This window comes from Mycobacterium sp. Aquia_213, from assembly GCF_026625985.1.
In the GTDB taxonomy this organism is placed as follows: domain Bacteria; phylum Actinomycetota; class Actinomycetes; order Mycobacteriales; family Mycobacteriaceae; genus Mycobacterium.
The window spans coordinates 2381177-2400993 of the sequence record NZ_CP113116.1 but is presented as its reverse complement, the minus strand read 5'-3'; the positions used below and the strand labels follow the sequence as shown (position 1 = coordinate 2400993).

Here is a 19817-nt window from a genome sequence, read left to right as displayed (position 1 = left end):
CGGTGGATAGCGGTCCGTACGCCCTGCTGCGCCGGCTGTTTTTCGTAATCCCGCCCGAACGCATTCACACGATCGTTTTCGCCGCCTTGCGCGCCGCGACCGCCGTCGCGGTGCCGCGTCGGCTGCTGCACCGGCTGCTGGGCCCGGTCGATCCGGTGTTGGCCAGCACGGTGTTCGGGGTGCGCTTCCCCGCGCCGCTGGGGCTGGCCGCCGGCTTCGACAAGGACGGCATGGGGCTGCGTACCTGGGGCGCCTTGGGTTTCGGGTACGCGGAGGTCGGGACCGTCACCGCGCACCCACAGCCCGGCAACCCGGCGCCGCGCCTGTTCCGGCTGCCCGAGGATCGGGCGCTGCTGAACCGGATGGGGTTCAACAATCACGGGGCCGGGGCGCTGGCCGCCCGTCTCGCCCGCCATCAGCCGGACGTGCCGATCGGGGTGAACATCGGCAAGACCAAGGTGACACCGGCCGCCGAGGCTGTCGAGGACTACCGGGCCAGCGCCCGGCTGGTCGCCCCGCTGGCGTCGTATCTGGTGGTCAATGTCAGCTCGCCGAACACGCCGGGGCTGCGCGATCTGCAGGCGGTGGAGTCGCTGCGGCCCATCCTGTCGGCCGTCCTCGCCGAGACGTCGGTGCCCGTGCTGGTCAAGATCGCCCCGGACGTCTCCGATTCCGACGTCGACGACATCGCGGACCTGGCCGTCGAGCTGGGGCTGGCCGGGATCGTCGCAACCAACACGACCGTGTCGCGCGACGGCCTGCGCACGCCGGGGGTCGACGAGCTCGGCCCCGGCGGCATCTCCGGACCGCCGGTGGCACACCGCGCCGCCGAAGTGCTGCGCCGGCTCTACCGCCGGGTCGGCGATCGTCTGGTGCTGATCAGCGTCGGGGGCATCGAGACCGCCGACGACGCGTGGGAGCGCATCATCGCGGGCGCCTCACTGCTGCAGGGCTATACCGGTTTCATCTACGGAGGCGGCTTGTGGCCCAAGCACATTCACGACGGCATCGCCCGACGGCTGCACGACGGGGGCTTCGCCTCGCTAAGTGAGGCGGTTGGGTCGGCGGCGCAGAATCCCGGCACCCCGCCGGCCTAAGCCGCACCATCTTCGTCGTCTGCCAGAAGATTCTCGGGATGATGGAAGGTGTTCACCCGCGACCGACCGCGTTCGAGGTGGGGCGGCGGGATCCACTCCGTCGAGCCGTCTCTGCGTTTTCGGGTGGTCCAGCCGGCCTCGAGAAGTTTGTGATGAGTGCCGCACGCGAAGGTGAGCTGGTCGATGTCGGTGCGGTGCGTGTCGGCCCAGTCTTCGACGTGGTGGACCTCGCACAAATAGCCGGGCACGTCGCAGCCGGGGTGTGTGCAACCACGATCCTTGGCGCACAGCACTATTCGTTGACCGGGCGAAGCCAATCGTTTGGTGTGATACAAGCCGATGGCATTGCCCTCGTCGAAGATCGCCAGGTAGTGATGGGCGTGGCGAGCCAGGCGGATCACATCAGTCATCGGCAGTAGGGCGCCGCCAGCGGTGAGTCCCTTACCAGTCGCGGCTTGGAGATCTTTCAGCGTGGTCGTCACGATGATCGTGGCGGGTAAACCGTTGTGCTGCCCCAGCTTTCCACCGGCCAGCAGTGCCCGTAACGCGGCGTTGAGTCCGTCGTGGTTGCGCTGGGCCGTCGACCGGATGTCGCGTCGTGCGTCAGCGGGCGGGCCGTCGACGACGGGCGTGTCGTCCTCGGGGTTGCACATCCCCGGTGCGGCGAGCTTCGCTAACACCGCCTCCAGGGTGGCGCGGGCTTCCGGGGTCAGCCAGCCGCGCAGCGGCGACATGCCGTCAATGCCCTGGTTGCCCAGGATCAGTCCGCGTCGGCGGGCGCGGTCGTTGTCCGTGTAATTGCCGTCGGGGTTGAGGCAATCGGCAAGCCGGTTGGCGAGCTTGGCCACCTGGTCGGGCCGATATTGGGTGGCGTGTTCGGCCAGATCTTTCTCGGCGCATTCCCGGGTCCCAATGTCCACCGACTGCGCCAACCGGTCGAAGAACTGGCGGATCACCGCGATGTGGGCTGGGCCGATCTTGCCGTCGCGCTGGGCCGCGGCCGACGCAGTCAGAAGTGGCGGCAGCGGCTCGCCGGTGATCGCGCGCCGCGGCCCCAAATCGGCGGCCTCGGCAATGCGCCGGCAGGCCTCCCCACGAGAGATGCGCAGCCGGTCGGCGAGGGCATGAGAAACCTTGCCGCCCAACTCTTCCGGCGTGGCCTGCTCGGCGATCTGATTGATCAACTCATGCCCCGGGACCCGCAACCGCCGCGTCTCCTGCTCGAGCCGCTCCAACAACGACAGCCGTTCCGGGGTGGTCAACACGTCGTAGGAGTGCCCCACAACGCGCGACACCGCGCTGCGCAGCGCGTCGAAATCCTCGACGATCTCCTCGCGGCCACTCGAACTCATGTTCGAATGATATCGCGGGCCACCGACAGAACACCCTGCCTTGAGGCCGCTGAAACCAAAGTGACTCAAGTGATTTCAGCAGCACCCGACAGATATTCGTCAACGAAATCGACTGTGCGCCGGTGCCATTCAAAATATCGCCGAACCATGGAGTGGCCCTCGCCTTCGATGCCCACCCACTGCGCGTCCAGCCCACGCTGCCGAGCCCGCAACGTCTGGACGCGCGAGCTTTCCGGGTCGGTGCGGGTATCGGCGGTGCCGTGCACGACCAATAGCCGGGTCGGCGGCTCAATCAGGTCGCCGTCGTCGCGCGGCCAGTACGGCGCCAGTGCGACCACCGCGCCGACCTGCCCACCGGCTGCCAGCCGTGTCGCGACCCGGCCGCCCATGGAATGTCCAACCAGCACAATGCTTTTCGGCTCGAACCGGCGACGAATATCGCCAAGTACCGCGCTGGCATCGGCGACCGCGTCGAAGCGCGGACTGTTCCATCCACGCAGGCGGTACTGAACGCGGCGCACCTCGACGCCGCGACCCAACCGGCGCCGCAATGCGGCAGCCACCAACATCATCCGGACGTTGGCCAGCTGCCACCAGCGCGACGCCTCGTCGCTGCGCACCCTGCCACCCGGCAGGACCAGCACGCACGCGCGAGCTCTCACCTACTTCTGTTCGTAGGTGCCGTGGATGTAGGCCCGCGCGATCGCGTGCTGGAACAGGTTGAAGCCGAGAAACGCGGGGCTCGCGTCCTCGGTGAGGTCGAGCTTGTCGACGTCGACGGCATGCACCGCGACGTAGTAGCGATGCGGACCGTGTCCGGGCGGCGGAGCGGCACCGATGAAGCGCCGCATGCCGGCGTCGTTGACCAACTGCTGCGCGCCGCCGGGCAGCTCGCGGCCGTCTCCCGCGTCCTCGGGCAGCTCGGTGACGTCGACCGGCAGGTTGGCCACGGCCCAATGCCAGAAGCCGGACAGCGTCGGGGCGTCGGGGTCATAGACGGTGACCGCGAAACTGCGCGTCTGGGCGGGGAATCCCGACCAGCTCAGCTGCGGGCTCACGTCTTCTCCCCCGGCACCCATGATTCCGCTGACCTGCGATGTGGCCAGCGGCTGACCGTCGGTGATCGAGTTCGAGGTCACGGTGAATGACGGCAGCTTGGGCAGCGCGTCATACGGGTCGGACGGCAAGCTCATGGGCGATCCTCTCGTTTGGCGTTCATCTCTAACAGTGGGTCAGGAAGTGGGCCAGCACGTCGGTGCCGAACCTCAGCGCGTCGATGGGTACCCGCTCGTCGACGCCGTGGAACAGCGAAGCGAAATCCAATTCCGGCGGCAGCTTCAGCGGCGCGAAGCCAAAGCAGCGAATTCCCAAGCGCGCGAAGGCTTTCGCGTCGGTGCCACCCGAGAGCATATACGGCACCGTGCGTCCGTCCGGATCGACCGCCAACACCGCGGCGTTCATCGCGTCGACCAGATCGCCATCGAAGCTGGTCTCGTACGACGGCAAGTCCCTGATCCACTCCCGGGTGACGTCCGGGCCCAGCAACTCGTCGATTTCGGCCTCGAAGGCGGCCTGCCGACCGGGCAGCACGCGGCAATCCACCACCGCTTCGGCGCTCCCGGGGATCACGTTGGCCTTGTACCCGGCCTTGAGCATCGTCGGGTTGGCGGTGTCGCGCAAAACCGCCGTGAGCATGCGGGCCATCGGGCCGAGTTTTTCGATCACGCCGTCCAGATCGTCGGACTCGGTGTCGAAGGTCAGGCCGGTCTCGTCGCTGATCGCGGCCAGGAATTCCGCAACGGTGTCGGTCATCACCAGCGGAAACTGGTGGCGGCCGATCCGGGCGACCGCCTCGGCGAGCAGGGTGACCGCGTTGCGGTCGTTGGCCATCGAGCCGTGCCCCGCCTGACCGCGGGCGGTCAGCCGCATCCATTGCATGCCCTTCTCGGCCGTCTCGATCAGATACAGCCGGCGTTCGCCGCCGTCCCGGCGCGGCACGGTCAGCGAGAACCCGCCCACTTCGCCGATCGCCTCGGTGACACCCGCGAACAGGTCGGGGCGGTTGGCGACCAGCCAGTGCGACCCGAACTTGCCGCCGTGCTCCTCGTCGGCCACGAATGCGAACACCAAGTCGCGGGGCGGCACGATGCCCGCCTGTTTCAACTGTCGGGCGACCACGATCATCATCCCGACCATGTCCTTCATGTCGACCGCGCCGCGGCCCCAGACATAGCCGTCCTCGACCGCGCCGGAGAACGGGTGCACGCTCCAGTCGGCCGGTTCGGCCGGCACCACGTCGAGATGCCCGTGGATCAGCAGTGCGCCACGCGAGCGGTCGGCGCCCTTGAGGCGGACGAACACATTGCCCCGCCCGGGCGCGCCGGATTCGAGATATTCGGGGTGGTAGCCCACCTCGGCGAGCTGGTCGGCGACCCAGTGGGCACATTCGGCTTCGCCCTGCGTGGTCTCGGGTTCACCGGTGTTGGTGGTGTCGAACCGGATCAGCCTGCTGACGACCTCGACCACATCGTCGCTCGGATGGTTGGGAACTTCGTTCTCAACTGTCACAACCACCTTTCCTACCACTGCCGCTGTTACCCGGCTCGGGCGGCGGAACTCAACCGAACCCGGTCGGCGAGCTAAGTTGGGTCCGCGCGGGCCGATCCGCTAGCCTTAGCTGCCAACTCACGTTGGTCGGGTCCGAGTGGCGGAATGGCAGACGCGCTAGCTTGAGGTGCTAGTGCCCTACTAATGGGCGTGGGGGTTCAAGTCCCCCCTCGGACACCCATATCTAGAGCGCCGCGAGCAGGCTGTTGAACCCCTCGGTCATCGACGGGTGGGTGTAAATCGAATCCCGCAGCTCCGAGGCGGTAATGCCGTGCCGGATCGCCAGCGCCACCGTATTGATGACCTCGTGCGAGTCGTAGGACAGCAGCGCCGCACCGAGAATCGTGTCGCTCTCGGCATCGACGACGACCTTCATCATGCCGGCATCCTCGCCGACGATCCGCGCGCGGCATCGTCGCCATGTCGGCGACTCGCATCGTGGCGACCTTGACGTCGTGCGCCTCCCTGGCGGCCTTCTCGGTGAGGCCGACCCGGGCCAGCGGCGGCGTCATGAACAGTGCATAGGGCACGGCCGCGCGGGTCGCGGTGCTGCGTTTGCCATCGCCGTCCAGCTGCGAGAGCACGACCCGGTAGTCGTCCAGCGAGATGTAGGTGAACTGCGGTCCACCGTTGACATCGCCGACTGCGAAGATGTGCGGCTGGCTGCTGCGCAGGTGGTCGTCGACGACAATCGCGCCCTTGGCCGTCGTCTCGACGCCCGCGGCGTCCAGGCCGAGTCCGTCGGTGACGGGCTCGCGTCCCAGCGCCACCAGGATGGCGTCGGTGTCGAGATCGTGGGTGACGCCGTCGACCTGGTAAGTGACCGTCGAGCCGCCGGCACCGTTACCGGACACCGACGTGACCGCTGCCGACGTGACGATGTCGATGCCGCGCCCGACGAGGATGTCGTGAGCGCACTGGGCGACATCGTCGTCCTCGCGGCTCAGCACCCGCGGACCGCGATCGAGAATCGAGACCTGCGACCCATAGGCGCGGTACATGGCCGCGAATTCCAGACCGACATAGCCACCGCCCAGCACGGTCAGCCGCCCCGGCAGTTCCGCCGTGCTGAGCAGATCTGTGCTCGTGTACACACCGGGTGCGTCGGCTAATCCGGGAACGGGCGGCAACACCGGACGCGAACCGGTGCCGACCACGATCCATTTCGCGGTTACGGTAATGGCTTGTCCATCAATGGTTTTGACGCTCAACACATGTGAATCGGTGAATGACGCGTGACCGGTCAGCACTGTCACCGTGTCGATCCGATCGAGCGTGGCGTAGTTGATGTCGCGCAACGACGCGGTCAACTGTGCGGTGGCGGTGACGGCTTCGTGGTAGCGGTCAGGATGGGCCGTGGCCGCGTCCAGGTGCTCGGACCGGAACACCATCGATTTCGTAGGGACACAACCGATGTTGATGCAGGTGCCGCCGTACATCAATGGCGACTGTTCGATCATCACCACCCGCCAGCCGCGCTTTCCCAGCGCGGCCGCCAGTGTTTTGCCGCCCTTGCCGAAGCCGACGACGGCCAGATCCACCTCGAGTGAAGTCACGAGAGCAGTGTATTGATGGCAGGGCATGTTCGCCTGTCTTTCGCGGCCAATCCCTTTGATGCACAAGCTATTCGATCAAGACTGCCCGGGCGCGTAAACTAGGGCGAACCCATGAACCCACGGAACGGCTTCCTGCGCCGCGCGGCTACGCGAACCTTCCGCGACCGCGGAGTTGCCGGTCGCGCACTGGCCGAGCAGCTAATGGCCTTCCGCGACAACGACAACGTGCTGGTGCTTGGACTGGCGCGCGGCGGCCTGCCGGTCGCCTGGGAGATCGCCTCGGCGTTGCACGCCGCGCTGGATGTGTTCCTGGTTCGCAAGCTCGGGGTGCCGCGCTGGTCGGAGCTCGCGATGGGTGCGCTGGCCAGCGGCGGCGGTGTGGTGATGAACGACAACGTGGTGTCCAGCCTGCAGATCACCGACGAACAGGTCCGCGAGGTCATCGACAGCGAGACGGCGGAGCTGGCGCGACGCGAGCACGCGTATCGGGGCGGACGCCCGATCGCCGACCCGCGCGGCAAGATCGTGATCCTGGTCGACGACGGCGTCGCCACCGGTGCCAGCATGCTGGCCGCCGTCCGGGCGATTCGAGCGGCCGGGCCGCGGTCGATCGTCGTCGCCGTCCCGGTCGGACCGCCGTCGGTCTGCCGGGAACTCGCGCAGGTGGCCGACGACGTCGTGTGCACGACGATGCCGTCGGCATTCGAAGCCGTCGGGCAGGTCTATGGCGACTTTCACCAAGTCAGCGACGATGAGGTACGTCAGCTACTGAATACGCCGACGCGCTGAGATTACTTGGCGGAGTCCTCGCCGCGGGTCTCCGCCGCGACCGTCGCGTCGTCGGCCGACTTCTCGGCGTTCTCGTCCGGGACTTCCTCCGGGTAGTCGACCGCCTCGTCCGCGGCGGGCTGCTCATCGTGGGCTTCGTCGCTCGTGTCGCGGCGCTGCCGCTCCCGCAGTGCGTCGACGATCAGCAGCACGACACCCAGGACGCTGGCGCCGATACACACCCAGGCCACCAGCTCGTTGCTGGTCACGACCGCGAACACCAGGGCCACAAGCCCGATTAGGGCCAGTACCAGGGCAATAATCAGCATCGGTCATCCTCCAGCCAAAGGGCGGGACCGCCAGGTCCAGTGCACACCAGTGTGCCGAACACGACGTCCGGCACTCCTCCCGGCTAGTTACCCCGATTGAATTGATCGAACCCACCGGCATCGGCGCTGGAGTCGACGGGAGCCGCCGATCCGCGCTGGCCGAGTTCCTCAAGCTGGGACTCGAGGTAGGTCTTGAGCCGGGTGCGGTATTCGCGTTCGAAGGTGCGCAGCTGCTCGAGACGGCCTTCCAGCACGGTGCGCTGCTGGTTGATGGTGCCCATGATCTCGGAGTGCTTGCGTTCGGCATCGGCCTGCAGGGCGTCGGCCTTCTCCTGGGCCTGCCGCAACTGCGTCTCGGAGCGGGTCTGCGCGTCGGCCAGCATCGCTTCGGAACGCTGCTTGGCGTCGGCGACCTGGGCGTCGGCGGTCTGGCGGGCCTCGGTGAGAATCTGGTCGGCGTTGGCGCGGGCGTCGGACAGCAGCTTGTCCGATTCGGCCTGCGCGCTGCTGGTCAGCCGGTCGGCGGTGTCCTGGGCCAGGCTCAGCACCCGGGCCGCCTTCAAGGCTTGCTCCTCGTTGGTGCCGGTCGCGGCAACAGGCGCGGGCGCCGCCTTGACGGGTTCCGGCTCGGGCTCGGGCTCGAAAACGGGTGCAGCGGGGGCGGGCTGAGCAGCGGGGGCGGCAGCGGCGGCGCCGCCACCGGCGGCCAATTCGCGGTCGAGTTCCTCGACCCGCTGGCGCAGATCGGAGTTCTCTTCAATCAGCCGGGTCAGCTCGTTTTCCACTAGGTCGAGGAACGCGTCGACCTCGTCCTCGTTGTAACCGCGCTTGCCAATAGGCGGCTTACTGAACGCCACATTGTGGACGTCGGCTGGTGTAAGCGGCATTGTTTCGTCCCCTCAAGTTCCCGTCAAACGTTCTCGAAAGTGTAGAACGGAGTGGCGGCGGTTGTGCAACTGCCGCCCATCCTGTCACACCAGACCCGGCGGTTGCCGATTAGCCCAATAATTAAGAACCAATTTCAAACACTAAGAGCCATAAAATCCCAATCCTTAGAATTTGCAAATCGCGCCCATCAAACCGAGGCCGATCTGTGGCCAAACCGTCGCTTAGAGCCGCCGACACATAAGGCGACTCACGCCGCGGCGCCGAAAGCGAGCTGCATGCCGATGAATGCGACCAGTAGAAGCACCATGATGGAAAGGTCGAAGCGGACCGCACCGATGGTGAGTTGAGGGATCAGCCGGCGCAGCAGTTTCACCGGCGGATCAGTGATCGACATGATGATCTCCAGGATCACCACAGTGATGCCGGTGGGATGCCAGTCCCGGCTGAACGAGCGAATGAACTCGACGACGACCCGAGCGATGAGCAGCAGCCAAAAGATGAACAGCGCAAACCCAAGGATCTGAAAGAACAGCACCAACGAGAGCCCGACCTTACCGAGGAGACGACAATCCCCGCGCGATAGCGCGGCAATCGCAAGAGTACCGACTCACTATTGAGCGGACATCTCAGATGTGCCGCATCGGCAGGCGGGGGCCCGACGCCCGTCCCCGCACGCTGGCGGGGCGGATGTGGCTATTGGTAAGCGTAGAAGCCGGTTTCGGCGATCCGGCGGCGCTCCTCCGGCGAGACGTCGACGTCGGCGGGCGACAGCAGGAACACCTTGGTCGCGACCTTGTCGAACGAGCCACGCAGGGCAAACGCCAATCCGGCCGCGAAGTCGACGAGCCGCTTGGCGTCGGCGTTGTCCATCGACACCAGGTCCATGATCACCGGGGTACCGTCGCGGAACCGCTCACCGATGGTGCGGGCCTCGCTGTAGTCCTTGGGCCGCAGTGTCGTGATCTTCGACAGCGGATGGCCCTCCTCGAACATCATCGCCATCCGGCGCGGGTCCATGGCCAGCGCACCGCGGGTGGAACCGCTGCGCAGCCACGACCCGAGGCGCGGGCGGCCCATGTCCGGGCGGTCGAATTCGCGGCCGCGGAACGGAGGCGGCTCGTCCGCGTAACCGCCGCGGTAGCCGGCAGGCGGGTAGTCGCCCGGCTCACCTCGCGGGTCGTCGTATTCGGGGCCGTCATAACCGCGGCCATAACCCTCGTCGAAGCGAGCACGAGGGAATCCACGCGACGGTGCGCGGTCGTCGTAATACTCGTCTTCGTAGTCGTCCATTGGGGCCATACCGAAATAGGCCTTGACCTTGTGCAGTGTGCTCATTGCTTGCGACCCCTTCTAGCCCCTGGGATTTCTGTTGTCTGTGATGAAGGTGTGACTACAGTGACTACTCACGGTGACGGTAGCCGCCGCGGGCCCAATAGCGCGGTACCGACACGCACACACGTCGAACCGTGTTTTACGGCGATTTCGAAATCGTTGGACATCCCGGCGGACAAACCGACCGCATTCGGGTGCGCGTCGAGCACCCGGCGGTGTTCGGATTGCAGCCGGTCGAAGGCCGCTTCGGGGTCGGCGCCCACCGGCGGAATGCCCATCAGCCCGACCAGCTCCAGGCCTTGCGACTCCTGCACCTGCGCACAGACCTCGTCGAGGGTCCCCGGCGTCGTGATGTCGATGCCGCCGCGCGAGACGTCGCCATCCAGGCTGACCTGAACGTAGACGCGCAGCGGGTGCTGCCGTCCACCTTCGGCCAACGTCGCCGCTACCGCCCGTTCCAGCGCTGTTACCAGTTGCGCGCTGTCGACCGAATGGGCGGTGTGCGCCCAGCGGGCCAGCGAACGCGCCTTCTTGCGCTGAATCTGTCCCACCATGTGCCAGTGCAACTCTCGCCAATCCGACCGCCCGGAAGACTCCGCCAAGTGAGTGAGTTCCGCCACCTTTGCCGCCGCTTCTTGTTCCCGCGATTCACCTACCGACCGACAACCCAATCGAGACAAAATCGCGACATCGGATGCCGGAAAGAATTTGGTAATTGGGAGAAGTTCAATTTCGCTGACATTGCGACCCGCGGCTTCCGCAGCCGCCGCTAGTCGCGAACGCACTGCCGCCAACGCGTGAGTCAATTCAGTTTCGCGGTTGCCCTGAGTCGATCCCCAGTCCGACATTCCAACCGCCACGACGGTCACTCCATCCAGACGAGCGACGCCAGCCGCCCGGTCGGCGCGTCGCGGCGATGACTGAACAGAGCACGGTCGGCAACCGTGCACCGCGGATCGATGTCGATCGACGTGACACCCAAATCCTTTAGCTGGCAGGCGATTCCGGATCGAAGGTCGAGACCTGGCTTTCCGTTCGCGGTGGTGGCGCGGCTGCCGGGCAGGGCCGTCTCGACCTCGTCGGCCATCTGAGCGGGTACTTCGTAATTGCGCCCGCTGACCGCCGGGCCCAGCAGCGCCGAAATGTCGCCGGCCTGCGCGCCCAGCTTGCGCATCGCCTCCACCGTGCGCACCACCACTCCGCGCTGCGCACCGACGCGCCCGGCGTGGATCGCCGCGGCCACACCCGCGCGCGCATCGGCGAGCAGCACCGGCACACAGTCGGCGGTCACCACCGCCAGCGCCAGTCGCGCCGTGCGGGTCACCAAGGCATCGGTGTCATCGAAGGCGGTATCGCGCGGCCCGTCGACGACTTCGACCCGATCGCCGTGGACCTGGTTCATCCACACCACCCGGTCGGCGCCCAGGCCAATGGCGCGGGCGAGCCGGGCACGGTTGGCGGCCACCGCGGCGGGGTCGTCACCGACATGGTCGCCGAGGTTGAAGGTGTCGAAGGGCGGCTTCGAGACGCCGCCCGCGCGGGTGGTCGTCACTCGCCGGATGCGAACGCTCACATGACCAGTATCCGGAGATTTCGTTGCCCGCCGGCCGTCCCCGTCGGGCGGCCGGGTGCGCATGTCCGTTTTCAGCGACGCATGAATGGCGGCACATCGACGTCGTCGTCATCGCCACCGATACTCAGCGTCGCGCCGTTGGTGTGCACCGGCACGCTGACCGCGTCGACCGGCTCGAACAGCGTCGAGGTGAGCTTGCCCGCCTTGGCCGACTCGATCCGGTGCGCACCGCCGACCTTCTCCCCCTGGTCGGCGGTACCGCCGACCACGGGTTTGCGTCCGGGCCCGGCCGCGTCGAAGCCCGCCGCGATCACGGTGACGCGCACCTCGTCGCCCAGCGAGTCGTCGATCACGGTGCCGAAGATGATGTTGGCGTCCTGGTGGGCGGCGTCCTGCACCAGCGAAGCCGCCTCGTTGATCTCGAAGAGGCCGAGGTCGCTACCGCCGGCGATCGACATCAGCACGCCCTGGGCGCCCTCCATCGATGCTTCCAGCAGCGGCGAGTTGATCGCGATCTCGGCGGCCTTGAGTGACCGGCCTTCACCGCGGGCCGAACCGATGCCCATCAGCGCGGTGCCCGCGCCGGACATGATGCCCTTGACGTCGGCGAAGTCCACGTTGATCAGGCCGGGCGTGGTGATCAGGTCCGTGATGCCCTGAACGCCGTTGAGCAGCACCTCGTCGGCGCTGCGGAACGCGTCCATCAGCGACACCGCGGCATCGCCCATCTGCAGCAGCCGGTCGTTGGGGATCACGATCAGCGTGTCGCAGCTCTCCCGCAATGAGCCGATGCCGTTTTCGGCCTGGTTGCTGCGGCGCTTGCCTTCGAATGAGAACGGCCGCGTGACCACGCCGACGGTCAGCGCGCCCAGCTTGCGCGCGATGCTGGCGACGACGGGTGCCCCGCCGGTACCGGTTCCGCCGCCTTCACCGGCGGTGACGAACACCATGTCGGCACCGCGCAGCAGCTCTTCGATCTCGTCCTTGGCGTCCTCGGCGGCCTTGCGCCCGACCTCGGGGTCGGCGCCGGCGCCCAATCCGCGGGTGGAGTCGCGGCCCACGTCGAGCTTGACGTCGGCATCGCTCATCAACAAGGCCTGTGCGTCGGTGTTGATCGCGATGAACTCAACGCCCTTGAGGCCCTGTTCGATCATCCGGTTGACGGCGTTGACGCCGCCGCCACCGATACCCACAACCTTGATGACGGCCAGGTAGTTATGCGGGGGGGTCATCATCTCGTCTTCCTCCCTGGTGGGGATTCGGTTCCTTCCGGACGGTGGCGGTTCCCCTGGCAAACTCTCAACCTCAACCATAGAGTTAGAGTTATGTCAAGTAGTTCCGCGCAACCAGAACGGTATGGGCACGACGCGCACGAACCTCGCAGGCGCGCCGACGCGCCGCGCGCAAATTTTGGTCAATTTTTTCGCGTTTACCGTGCCCGGAGCGGGGGTCGCTACTTGACGGTGGGCAAATCGGGGCTGGACACGTCGTAGGTCCTGCCCGGCTGCGTGAGCAGGGCGGCGAGCTTTTCGGCCTTCTCATCGGTCCGGTCGGTGGTGCCCCAAATCACCACGCGCCCATCGCCAAGCGTGAGGGTGATCGAGGCCAGCGACGGCGCCGCGATCCGGCCCACCTGACTCGCGACCTCGGGCCGCAGCGCCAGCAGCACCTGCAATGCGGCCTTGGTCGTCGGGTCGGTCGGCCCGGGGTTGGCGACGTCGATATACGGCAGCGCCGGTGGCGGCGGGCCGGTCGCGAAGTCGACGCCGTCGCGGTCGAACAGGTGCGGCCCGTCGGGAAAGTCCTTCACCACCACCGGAACTCGCTCGACGATCGTGATCCGCAGCGCCGACGGATACTGGCGCTGCACCCGGGCGCTCGCCACCCGGCGAATCGCCGCCACCCGGTCGGCGACCAGGTTGGTGTTGATCTGCAGCAGCGGTGTGCCGACCCGCACCTGTGCCGCATCGAGGACCTCTTCGCGGGATACCGCGCCGGTGCCGGTGACCACGATGTTGCGCGCCGACATCACCGGCGTGAAGTAGAGAATCAGCGCCAGTCCGACCCCGACGATGACCAACATCACCGTCGCGAGCAACATCTTCAGGCCCCGAACGACGCCGCGCGCAGCGGATTTGGGCTGGTCGGCGACGCGCCCGCTGGCCCGGCGCTTGGCGTCGCGGCGTGCTTCCTCGATCGCGGTCGCCCGCTCCTGGGCCGCGCGGCGCTCGGCCCGTTCGCGGCGGGCCCGGCGGCGTGGCCCCTCGAATTCGGCTTGCTCGTCCTCGGATTGGCCGCTTTCCGGTTGGGGTTCTTCGACGGGGATCGGTTCGGTGATCGCGTTCTCGGCCGCGGAGTCGACGGGCGGGTCCGGCTCGACCGGCGGCTCCGGGTCGCGCGGCGAGGCCGCCGAGTCGGCGACCAGGTCGGTGGGAGTGGTGTCGTTGGGCTCGGTCATCGCAATACCCCGGGCGCACCGGGCGCACTGCGATTGGCGCGCACTCGCAGCGCGGTCACGATCTCGGCGCCCAGCAGCGTCACGTCGCCGGCGCCCATCGTCACGATCACGTCCCCGGGACCGGTGGACGCGGCGACCTGCTCGGCGACCGCGGAGAAGTCCGGCAGGTAGCGCGCCGGCACACTGACGTGCTCGGCGACGCTGGCCCCACTGATACCGGCCAGCGGTTGTTCCCGGGCGCCGTACACGTCGAGCACGAACACCTCGTCGGCGGCGTCCAGCGCGTGACCGAACTCAGCAGCGAAAGCCTTTGTCCGCGAATACAAATGGGGCTGGAACACCACCAGCGAGCGGCCCTCGCCGCCCTGCTCGACGACCGTGCGGACCGCCGCCAGCGTCGCGCTGATCTCGGTCGGGTGGTGGGCGTAGTCGTCGAACACCCGCACCGATCCCACCGTTCCGACCAGTTCGAAGCGTCGACGCACACCCTCGAAACCGGCCAGCCCGTCGAGCACCTCGTCGGTCGGGGCGCCGACCTCGATCGCGGCCAGCAACGCGCCCAGCGCGTTGAGTGCCATGTGCCGGCCGGGCACCGACAGCCGCATCGCGCGCACTGGCCCGTCGCCCAACTGGATGTGGGCGACGGCTCCGGTGCCCTGCTGCTCCCAGGAGAGCAGCGTGCCCGACAACTCCTGGCCGGGCTCCCCCGGCGCGCCGGATCCGTAGCGCAACACCCGGATTCCCAGTTCGCTGCTGCGCTGCGCCAGCGCTGCCGACCCCGGGTCGTCGGTGCACACCACCAGCGCGCCGCCCGGGGCCAGCCGCTCGACGAACGAGTCGAAGACCGCGACGTAGGCGTCGGCGCTGCCGTAGAAATCCAGGTGATCGGTCTCGATATTGGTGACCACCGCGACGTCGGGCGTGTACTCGAGCAGCGAGCCGTCGCTTTCGTCGGCCTCGGCGACGAAGCAGTCACCGCTGCCGTGGTGGGCGTTGGTGCCGGCCTCGCCGAGATCGCCGCCCACCGCGAACGACGGGTCGCGCCCGCAGTGCTGCAGGGCCACGATCAGCATCGACGTCGTTGTGGTCTTGCCGTGGGTGCCGGTGACCATCAGCGTGGTACGCCCGTTCATCAGCTTGGCCAGCACGGTCGGCCGCAACACCACCGGAATGCCGCGGCGGCGGGCCTCGACCAACTCGGGGTTGGTCTTCGGGATGGCGGCGTGGGTGGTGATGACCGCGGTCGGGCCGCCGGGCAGCAGGTCCAGCGCCGACGGGTCGTGTCCGATGCGGATCAGCGCGCCCCGCGCCCGCAGCGCGTGCACGCCACGGGACTCTTTGGCATCGGACCCCGATACCTGCGCACCGCGGTCCAGCAGGATGCGGGCGATGCCCGACATTCCGGCTCCCCCGATGCCCACCATGTGCACCCGGTGCAGCTCGGGCGGCAACTGGTCGGCGCTCACGGCGTTTTCCCGGCCCTCCGGCCGGACCGCGGCCCCCTGGCACGTGCTTGTCGCGCGACGTCCAGCGCCGCCTCGGCGACCTGGCGCGCCGCGTCCCGATGCCCCACCCGGGCGGCGGCCGCGGTCATCGCCGCCAGCCGCGGCGGGTCGGTGAGCAGCCCGCTGACCTCCCGGGCCACCAGGTCCGGCGTCAGGACGGCGTCGGGGACGACCACGCCACCGCCGGCGTTGACCACCGGCAGCGCGTTGAGTCGCTGCTCGCCGTTGCCGATCGGGAGCGGAACGTAGATGGCCGGCAGGCCGACGGCCGACACCTCGGCGACCGTCATCGCCCCGGAGCGGCAGATGGCCAGGTCGGCGGCCGCATAGGCCAGGTCCATCCGGTCGAGATACGGCACCGCCCGGTACGGCGGATCGCCGTCTTGGGGTTCGCGCAGCTCGAGGGTGTTCTTCGGCCCGTGCGCGTGCAGGACGGACACGCCCGCGGCGGCCAGGTCGGCGGCGGCCGCCGAGACCGCGCGGTTGAGCGAGACCGCGCCCTGCGAGCCGCCGAACACCAGCAACACCCGCGCGTCGTCGGCGAACCCGAAGTGCTGACGCGCCTGCGCCCGCAGCGCCGCGCGGTCCAACCTGGTGATGGCCGCCCGAACCGGCACCCCGACCACCTCGGCGTGCGGCAGCCCCGAATCCGGCACCGCGGACAACACCCGGTCCGCGGACCGGGCACCGACCCGATTCGCCAGCCCGGCGCGGGCGTTGGCCTCGTGAATGACCACCGGGATACGACGACGCAGACCCGGAAACCCGCGGGCCGCGAGGTAGGCGGGCAGGGCCACGTAGCCGCCGAAGCCCACCACCACGTCGGCGTCGACTTCGTCGAGCACCGCGCGGGTCTCGCGCACGGCGCGCCACACCCGCGGTGGCAGCCGGGCCAGGTCACCGCTGGGTTTGCGCGGCAGCGGCACCGGCGTGATCAGCTCGAGGTGGTAGCCGCGTTCGGGCACCAGCCTGGTCTCGAGTCCGCGCGCGGTGCCCAGTGCGGTGATCCGGACGTGCGGATCCAGCGCGCTCAAGGCGTCGGCGACGGCCATCGCCGGCTCCACATGGCCGGCGGTGCCGCCGCCGGCCAGCACGACCGACAGGGAATCAAGCGACGACGAAGCGGCACCGGCGGGCGAGGGACTTGCCCCCTGCCCGCCGGTCGACTCCTTGATCGTGTGGTTCACCCGTAACGCTGACCTTCCAATGCGCGAGCGCGCCGTGTTTGACGCTGACCGGCTGCCTGTCTCGGGTAGCGCTGGTCGGATCCATGATGCCTTGACTGGGGTTCCGCGCGGGCAGCTGTCCGCGGAAAAGCCGGCCGCAGTGGCGGCTCGGGCTTGCGGGCGCCCTTCCGGACGGGTGGTTGCTGGGCCTTGCGGCCACGTCCCGGGGCGGGCGGCCGCGGCGGTCGCGGCTGCGATTGCTTGCGGTCGCGAAAGGACTCGAGACGGGTGGGCGAATACGGCTCGGGCAGCGGCAGCCGCAGCAGCCGGTTCATCTTGTCGTCGCGCCCGGCGCGTAGCGCGGCCACCGCCTCGGGCTCATGCCGTGCCGCATTGCACATGATGCCGATCATGAAAAGCGTTGCAGCGGTGGATGTTCCGCCGGCAGATATCAGCGGCAGCTGCAGGCCGGTAACCGGCAGCACGCCGATCACGTAGCCGATGTTGATGAACGCCTGCCCGAGGATCCACATCGTGGTGGTGGCGGTCAGCAGCCGCAGGAACGGGTCGGCCGACCGGCGCGCGATCCGCATACCGGTGTAGGCGAACAACCCGAACAGCGCCAGCAGCCCGAAGGCACCGATGAAGCCCAGCTCCTCGCCGATGATCGCGAAGATGAAGTCGTTGTGCGCGTTGGGCAGGTAGTTCCATTTGGCGGTGCCCTGGCCGAGTCCGTCGCCGAAGATGCCGCCGTGCGCCAGCGCGAACTTCGCCTGACGGGCCTGGTAGCCGGTGTCCTGCGGGTCGTTCTCGGGGTTGATCCACGAGCGCACCCGGTCCGACCGGTATCCGGCGGACATCGCCAGCACCGCGCCGGCCATGAACACCGCGACCAGCGACGTCCCGAAGACTCGCAGCGGCAACCCGGCGTACCACAGCAGGGCCAGCAGGATGATGCCCATCGACACCGTCTGCCCGAGGTCGGGCTGGGCCACGATCAGCCCCAGCGCGATGACGGCGGCCGGCACCAGTGGAATCAGCATCTCGCGCAGCGAGGCCCGCTCCATGCGCCGGGACGCCAGTAGGTGCGCGCCCCAGATGGCGAACGCGATTTTGGCCAGCTCAGAGGGCTGCATCGAGAAGCCGGCGACGACGAACCACTTCCGCGAGCCGTTGGCGAGGTTTCCGATGCCGGGCACGAGCACCAGGACCAGCAAGATGATGGTGACGACGTAGCCCGGAAACGCCACCCGCCGGATAAAGCGCACCGGCAGCCGCATCGAGACATAGGCCCCGAAGACGCCGATGACCGTCCACAACACCTGTTTGCCGAAGATCACCCAGGCCGACCCGTCGTCGCCGTAGGACCGCACCCCCGACGCCGACAGCACCATGGTCAGGCCCAGCGTGGTCAGCAACCCGGTGATCGCGACGATCAGGTGAAACGACGTCATCGGCCGGCCCAGCCAGGCGCCGAACCGGGCGCGCGGACTGTGCTGCGAATCTTTGACCTGCGCTTTTGCCGTCGCCGGGGCCTCGGCTTCGGGTGTCTCGTCGGACTCGGGGGCCTCGGATGCCTCGGCGGATTCCGTCGCGTCCGTCGGAGCTTCGGCATCCGAGTCGGTTGCGGTGTTTTCCGAGGCGGAGTCCGCCGCCGCGACCGGCTCGCCCGGCGGGGCCTCGATCTTCTTCTCGCCCCGGCGTAGGCGCCGGGTCAGCGCGTTACCCACACCCGCCTACCGCAGCGCCGCGCGTACGGCGGCCGCGAATGCGTCACCGCGGTCGGCGTAACTGCTGAACTGGTCGAACGACGCCCCCGCCGGCGCCAGCAACACCGTGTCGCCCGCCTTTGCCAAATCACGAGCCGCCGCCACAGCTGCGGTCATTACGCGAGCGCCGAGACTGTCCCCCACACTGTCAACTTTTGTCACATCAGTATCAGCAGTCGCATGCATACCAGCATCCTCGCCTGTCACAACCTGGACCACGGGTACATCGGGCGCGTGTCGCGATAACGCCTCGGCAACCTCTTGGCGGTCACGGCCGATGAGCACCGCGCCGACCAGCCGAGACGCAATTCTGGCGACCTCCGCGTCCAGCGACGCGCCCTTGAGCAAACCACCGGCCACCCAGATCACCCGCGGGTAGGCCATCACCGACGCCTCGGCGGCGTGCGGGTTGGTCGCCTTCGAGTCGTCGACGTACCGGATCCCGTCGGCCACCGCGACGACCTCGCTGCGATGCCGGCCCAGCTGAAACGTTGAGACGGCCTCCGCGATCGCCTCGGCGGGCACGCCGACGCTGCGGGCCAGCGCCGCCGCGGCCAGGGTGTCGAGCACGCCGACCGGGCCCGGCACCGGGATGGACGCCGCCGGCAGCAGGGCCAGGTCGGCGGCGAACGCGCGGTCGACCAGCCGACCGTCGCGCACCCCGAGCTCGCCGGTGGCCGGCTCGCCCAGCCGGAAACCCGCCCGTACCGGCGCCGCCGCGGTGCCCAGCAGCGCGGCGGCGCGGCTGTCGTCCAGCCCGACCACCGCGACCCGGCCGTTGAGCACCCGGGCCTTGGCCGCGGTGTACTCGGCCATCGACGCATGCCAGTCCAGGTGATCCTCGGCGATGTTGAGCACCACCCCCGCCTCGGGCCGCAGCGACGGTGCCCAAAACAGTTGGAAACTCGACAGTTCGACGGCCAGCAGGTCGGCCGGCTGGTCGAGCACGTCAAGCACGGGGTCACCGATGTTGCCGCAGAGCAGGCTGCGCCGTCCCCCGGCGATCAACATGGCATGCAGCATCGACGTCGTCGTGGTTTTTCCGTTGGTGCCGGTGACGACCAGCCAGCGGCGCGGCGTCCCATAACAGCCCGCGGCGTCGAGGCGCCAGGCCAACTCCACGTCACCCCAGATCGGCACGCCCGCCGTCGCGGCGGCGGCCAGCACCGGCGCCGACGGCTGGAACCCGGGGCTGGTGACCACCAGCGCGTACTCCGCGATCTGCGCAACCGCCGTCGCGGGATCGACTGTCGGAACACCGCTTTCGGCGTACGGGCGCAGCATCGCCGGATCGTCGTCGCACAGCGTGGCCGCGGCGCCGAACCGGTTCAGCGCACCCAGGATTGCCCGGCCGGTCACCCGGGCACCGGCGATCAGGACGGGCGCACCCGCCGCGAGTGGTTCGAGCCCGGGCATG

At 68.4% G+C, this 19817-nt stretch carries 18 protein-coding genes, 1 tRNA gene and 2 pseudogenes; 3 read left to right on the top strand and 18 right to left on the bottom strand.

All coding sequences use genetic code 11. From position 1 onward, the window contains the following. Window positions 1–2: 2 nt before the first annotated feature. Window positions 3–1097, top strand: a complete 1095-nt coding sequence (locus LMQ14_RS11265) for a quinone-dependent dihydroorotate dehydrogenase (protein WP_267734806.1) — start codon at window positions 3–5, stop codon at window positions 1095–1097. Here the strand turns inward: LMQ14_RS11265 and LMQ14_RS11260 are convergent. The 4 genes from LMQ14_RS11260 to LMQ14_RS11245 form a co-directional block, all read right to left on the bottom strand. Beyond that, complete coding sequence (locus tag LMQ14_RS11260; protein ID WP_267734805.1) at window positions 1094–2449, bottom strand: HNH endonuclease signature motif containing protein; 1356 nt, start codon at window positions 2447–2449, stop codon at window positions 1094–1096. The two genes, LMQ14_RS11265 and LMQ14_RS11260, sit on opposite strands and share 4 nt — an antisense overlap. Before the next feature lie 65 nt (window positions 2450–2514). Beyond that, window positions 2515–3111: an alpha/beta hydrolase family protein gene (locus tag LMQ14_RS11255; RefSeq protein ID WP_267734804.1), complete on the bottom strand. Its 597-nt coding sequence runs from the start codon at window positions 3109–3111 to the stop codon at window positions 2515–2517. Continuing rightward, a complete protein-coding gene (locus LMQ14_RS11250) occupies window positions 3112–3642 on the bottom strand; it encodes a YbhB/YbcL family Raf kinase inhibitor-like protein (protein ID WP_267734803.1) in 531 nt (176 codons plus the stop codon). A 28-nt stretch (window positions 3643–3670) separates the two neighbouring features. After that, entirely contained in the window at window positions 3671–5017 is a 1347-nt protein-coding gene (locus LMQ14_RS11245; protein ID WP_267734802.1) for a M20/M25/M40 family metallo-hydrolase, read from the bottom strand. 130 nt (window positions 5018–5147) lie between these two features. On the opposite strand from LMQ14_RS11245, the gene LMQ14_RS11240 reads away from it, so the two are divergent. Beyond that, a tRNA-Leu gene (locus LMQ14_RS11240) sits at window positions 5148–5233 on the top strand. A 7-nt stretch (window positions 5234–5240) separates the two neighbouring features. On the opposite strand, the gene LMQ14_RS11235 is transcribed toward LMQ14_RS11240, so the two are convergent. Further along, on the bottom strand, window positions 5241–5432 hold the full coding sequence (locus LMQ14_RS11235) for a hypothetical protein (RefSeq protein ID WP_267735453.1): 192 nt from the start codon (window positions 5430–5432) through the stop codon (window positions 5241–5243). Window positions 5433–5721: 289 nt separating this feature from the next. Beyond that, window positions 5722–6639, bottom strand: a pseudogene (locus tag LMQ14_RS11230) (FAD-dependent oxidoreductase); the annotation flags it as partial. Window positions 6640–6720: 81 nt separating this feature from the next. Here LMQ14_RS11230 and LMQ14_RS11225 point away from each other — a divergent pair. Beyond that, window positions 6721–7401 (top strand): annotated as a pseudogene (locus LMQ14_RS11225) (phosphoribosyltransferase); the annotation flags it as partial. Window positions 7402–7403: 2 nt separating this feature from the next. Here LMQ14_RS11225 and LMQ14_RS11220 read toward each other — a convergent pair. From LMQ14_RS11220 to murD, 12 genes are all read right to left on the bottom strand, one after another. After that, window positions 7404–7709, bottom strand: a complete 306-nt coding sequence (locus LMQ14_RS11220; protein ID WP_267734801.1) for a hypothetical protein — start codon at window positions 7707–7709, stop codon at window positions 7404–7406. Between the two features lie 83 nt (window positions 7710–7792). Continuing rightward, a complete protein-coding gene (locus LMQ14_RS11215) occupies window positions 7793–8596 on the bottom strand; it encodes a DivIVA domain-containing protein (RefSeq protein ID WP_267734800.1) in 804 nt (267 codons plus the stop codon). A gap of 248 nt (window positions 8597–8844) precedes the next feature. Then, window positions 8845–9135: a YggT family protein gene (locus tag LMQ14_RS11210; protein WP_007170773.1), complete on the bottom strand. Its 291-nt coding sequence runs from the start codon at window positions 9133–9135 to the stop codon at window positions 8845–8847. A gap of 155 nt (window positions 9136–9290) precedes the next feature. Continuing rightward, on the bottom strand, window positions 9291–9932 hold the full coding sequence (locus LMQ14_RS11205; RefSeq protein WP_267734799.1) for a cell division protein SepF: 642 nt from the start codon (window positions 9930–9932) through the stop codon (window positions 9291–9293). A 68-nt stretch (window positions 9933–10000) separates the two neighbouring features. Then, the gene (locus LMQ14_RS11200; RefSeq protein ID WP_267735452.1) at window positions 10001–10777 is read right to left on the bottom strand and encodes a YggS family pyridoxal phosphate-dependent enzyme; all 777 of its coding nucleotides are present in this window, start codon (window positions 10775–10777) and stop codon (window positions 10001–10003) included. Between the two features lie 17 nt (window positions 10778–10794). Then, window positions 10795–11502 (bottom strand): peptidoglycan editing factor PgeF, encoded by a 708-nt coding sequence (pgeF, locus tag LMQ14_RS11195; protein ID WP_267734798.1) that lies wholly within the window; start codon window positions 11500–11502, stop codon window positions 10795–10797. A 71-nt stretch (window positions 11503–11573) separates the two neighbouring features. Next, window positions 11574–12734 carry a cell division protein FtsZ gene (ftsZ, locus tag LMQ14_RS11190; protein ID WP_267735451.1) on the bottom strand — a complete coding sequence of 387 codons (1161 nt, stop codon included), beginning with the start codon at window positions 12732–12734 and terminating at the stop codon, window positions 11574–11576. Between the two features lie 221 nt (window positions 12735–12955). Further along, entirely contained in the window at window positions 12956–13960 is a 1005-nt protein-coding gene (locus tag LMQ14_RS11185) for a cell division protein FtsQ/DivIB (RefSeq protein WP_267734797.1), read from the bottom strand. Then, window positions 13957–15426 (bottom strand): UDP-N-acetylmuramate--L-alanine ligase, encoded by a 1470-nt coding sequence (gene murC / locus LMQ14_RS11180; protein WP_267734796.1) that lies wholly within the window; start codon window positions 15424–15426, stop codon window positions 13957–13959. Before murC ends, LMQ14_RS11185 begins: the two co-directional genes overlap by 4 nt. Beyond that, window positions 15423–16652 carry an undecaprenyldiphospho-muramoylpentapeptide beta-N-acetylglucosaminyltransferase gene (murG, locus tag LMQ14_RS11175; protein ID WP_267734795.1) on the bottom strand — a complete coding sequence of 410 codons (1230 nt, stop codon included), beginning with the start codon at window positions 16650–16652 and terminating at the stop codon, window positions 15423–15425. The genes murC and murG overlap by 4 nt, the downstream gene beginning before the upstream one ends. After that, a complete protein-coding gene (gene ftsW, locus LMQ14_RS11170; protein ID WP_420714635.1) occupies window positions 16649–18361 on the bottom strand; it encodes a putative lipid II flippase FtsW in 1713 nt (570 codons plus the stop codon). Before ftsW ends, murG begins: the two co-directional genes overlap by 4 nt. 6 nt (window positions 18362–18367) lie before the next feature. Further along, window positions 18368–19816: a UDP-N-acetylmuramoyl-L-alanine--D-glutamate ligase gene (murD, locus tag LMQ14_RS11165; protein ID WP_267734794.1), complete on the bottom strand. Its 1449-nt coding sequence runs from the start codon at window positions 19814–19816 to the stop codon at window positions 18368–18370. Window position 19817 lies beyond the last annotated feature (1 nt).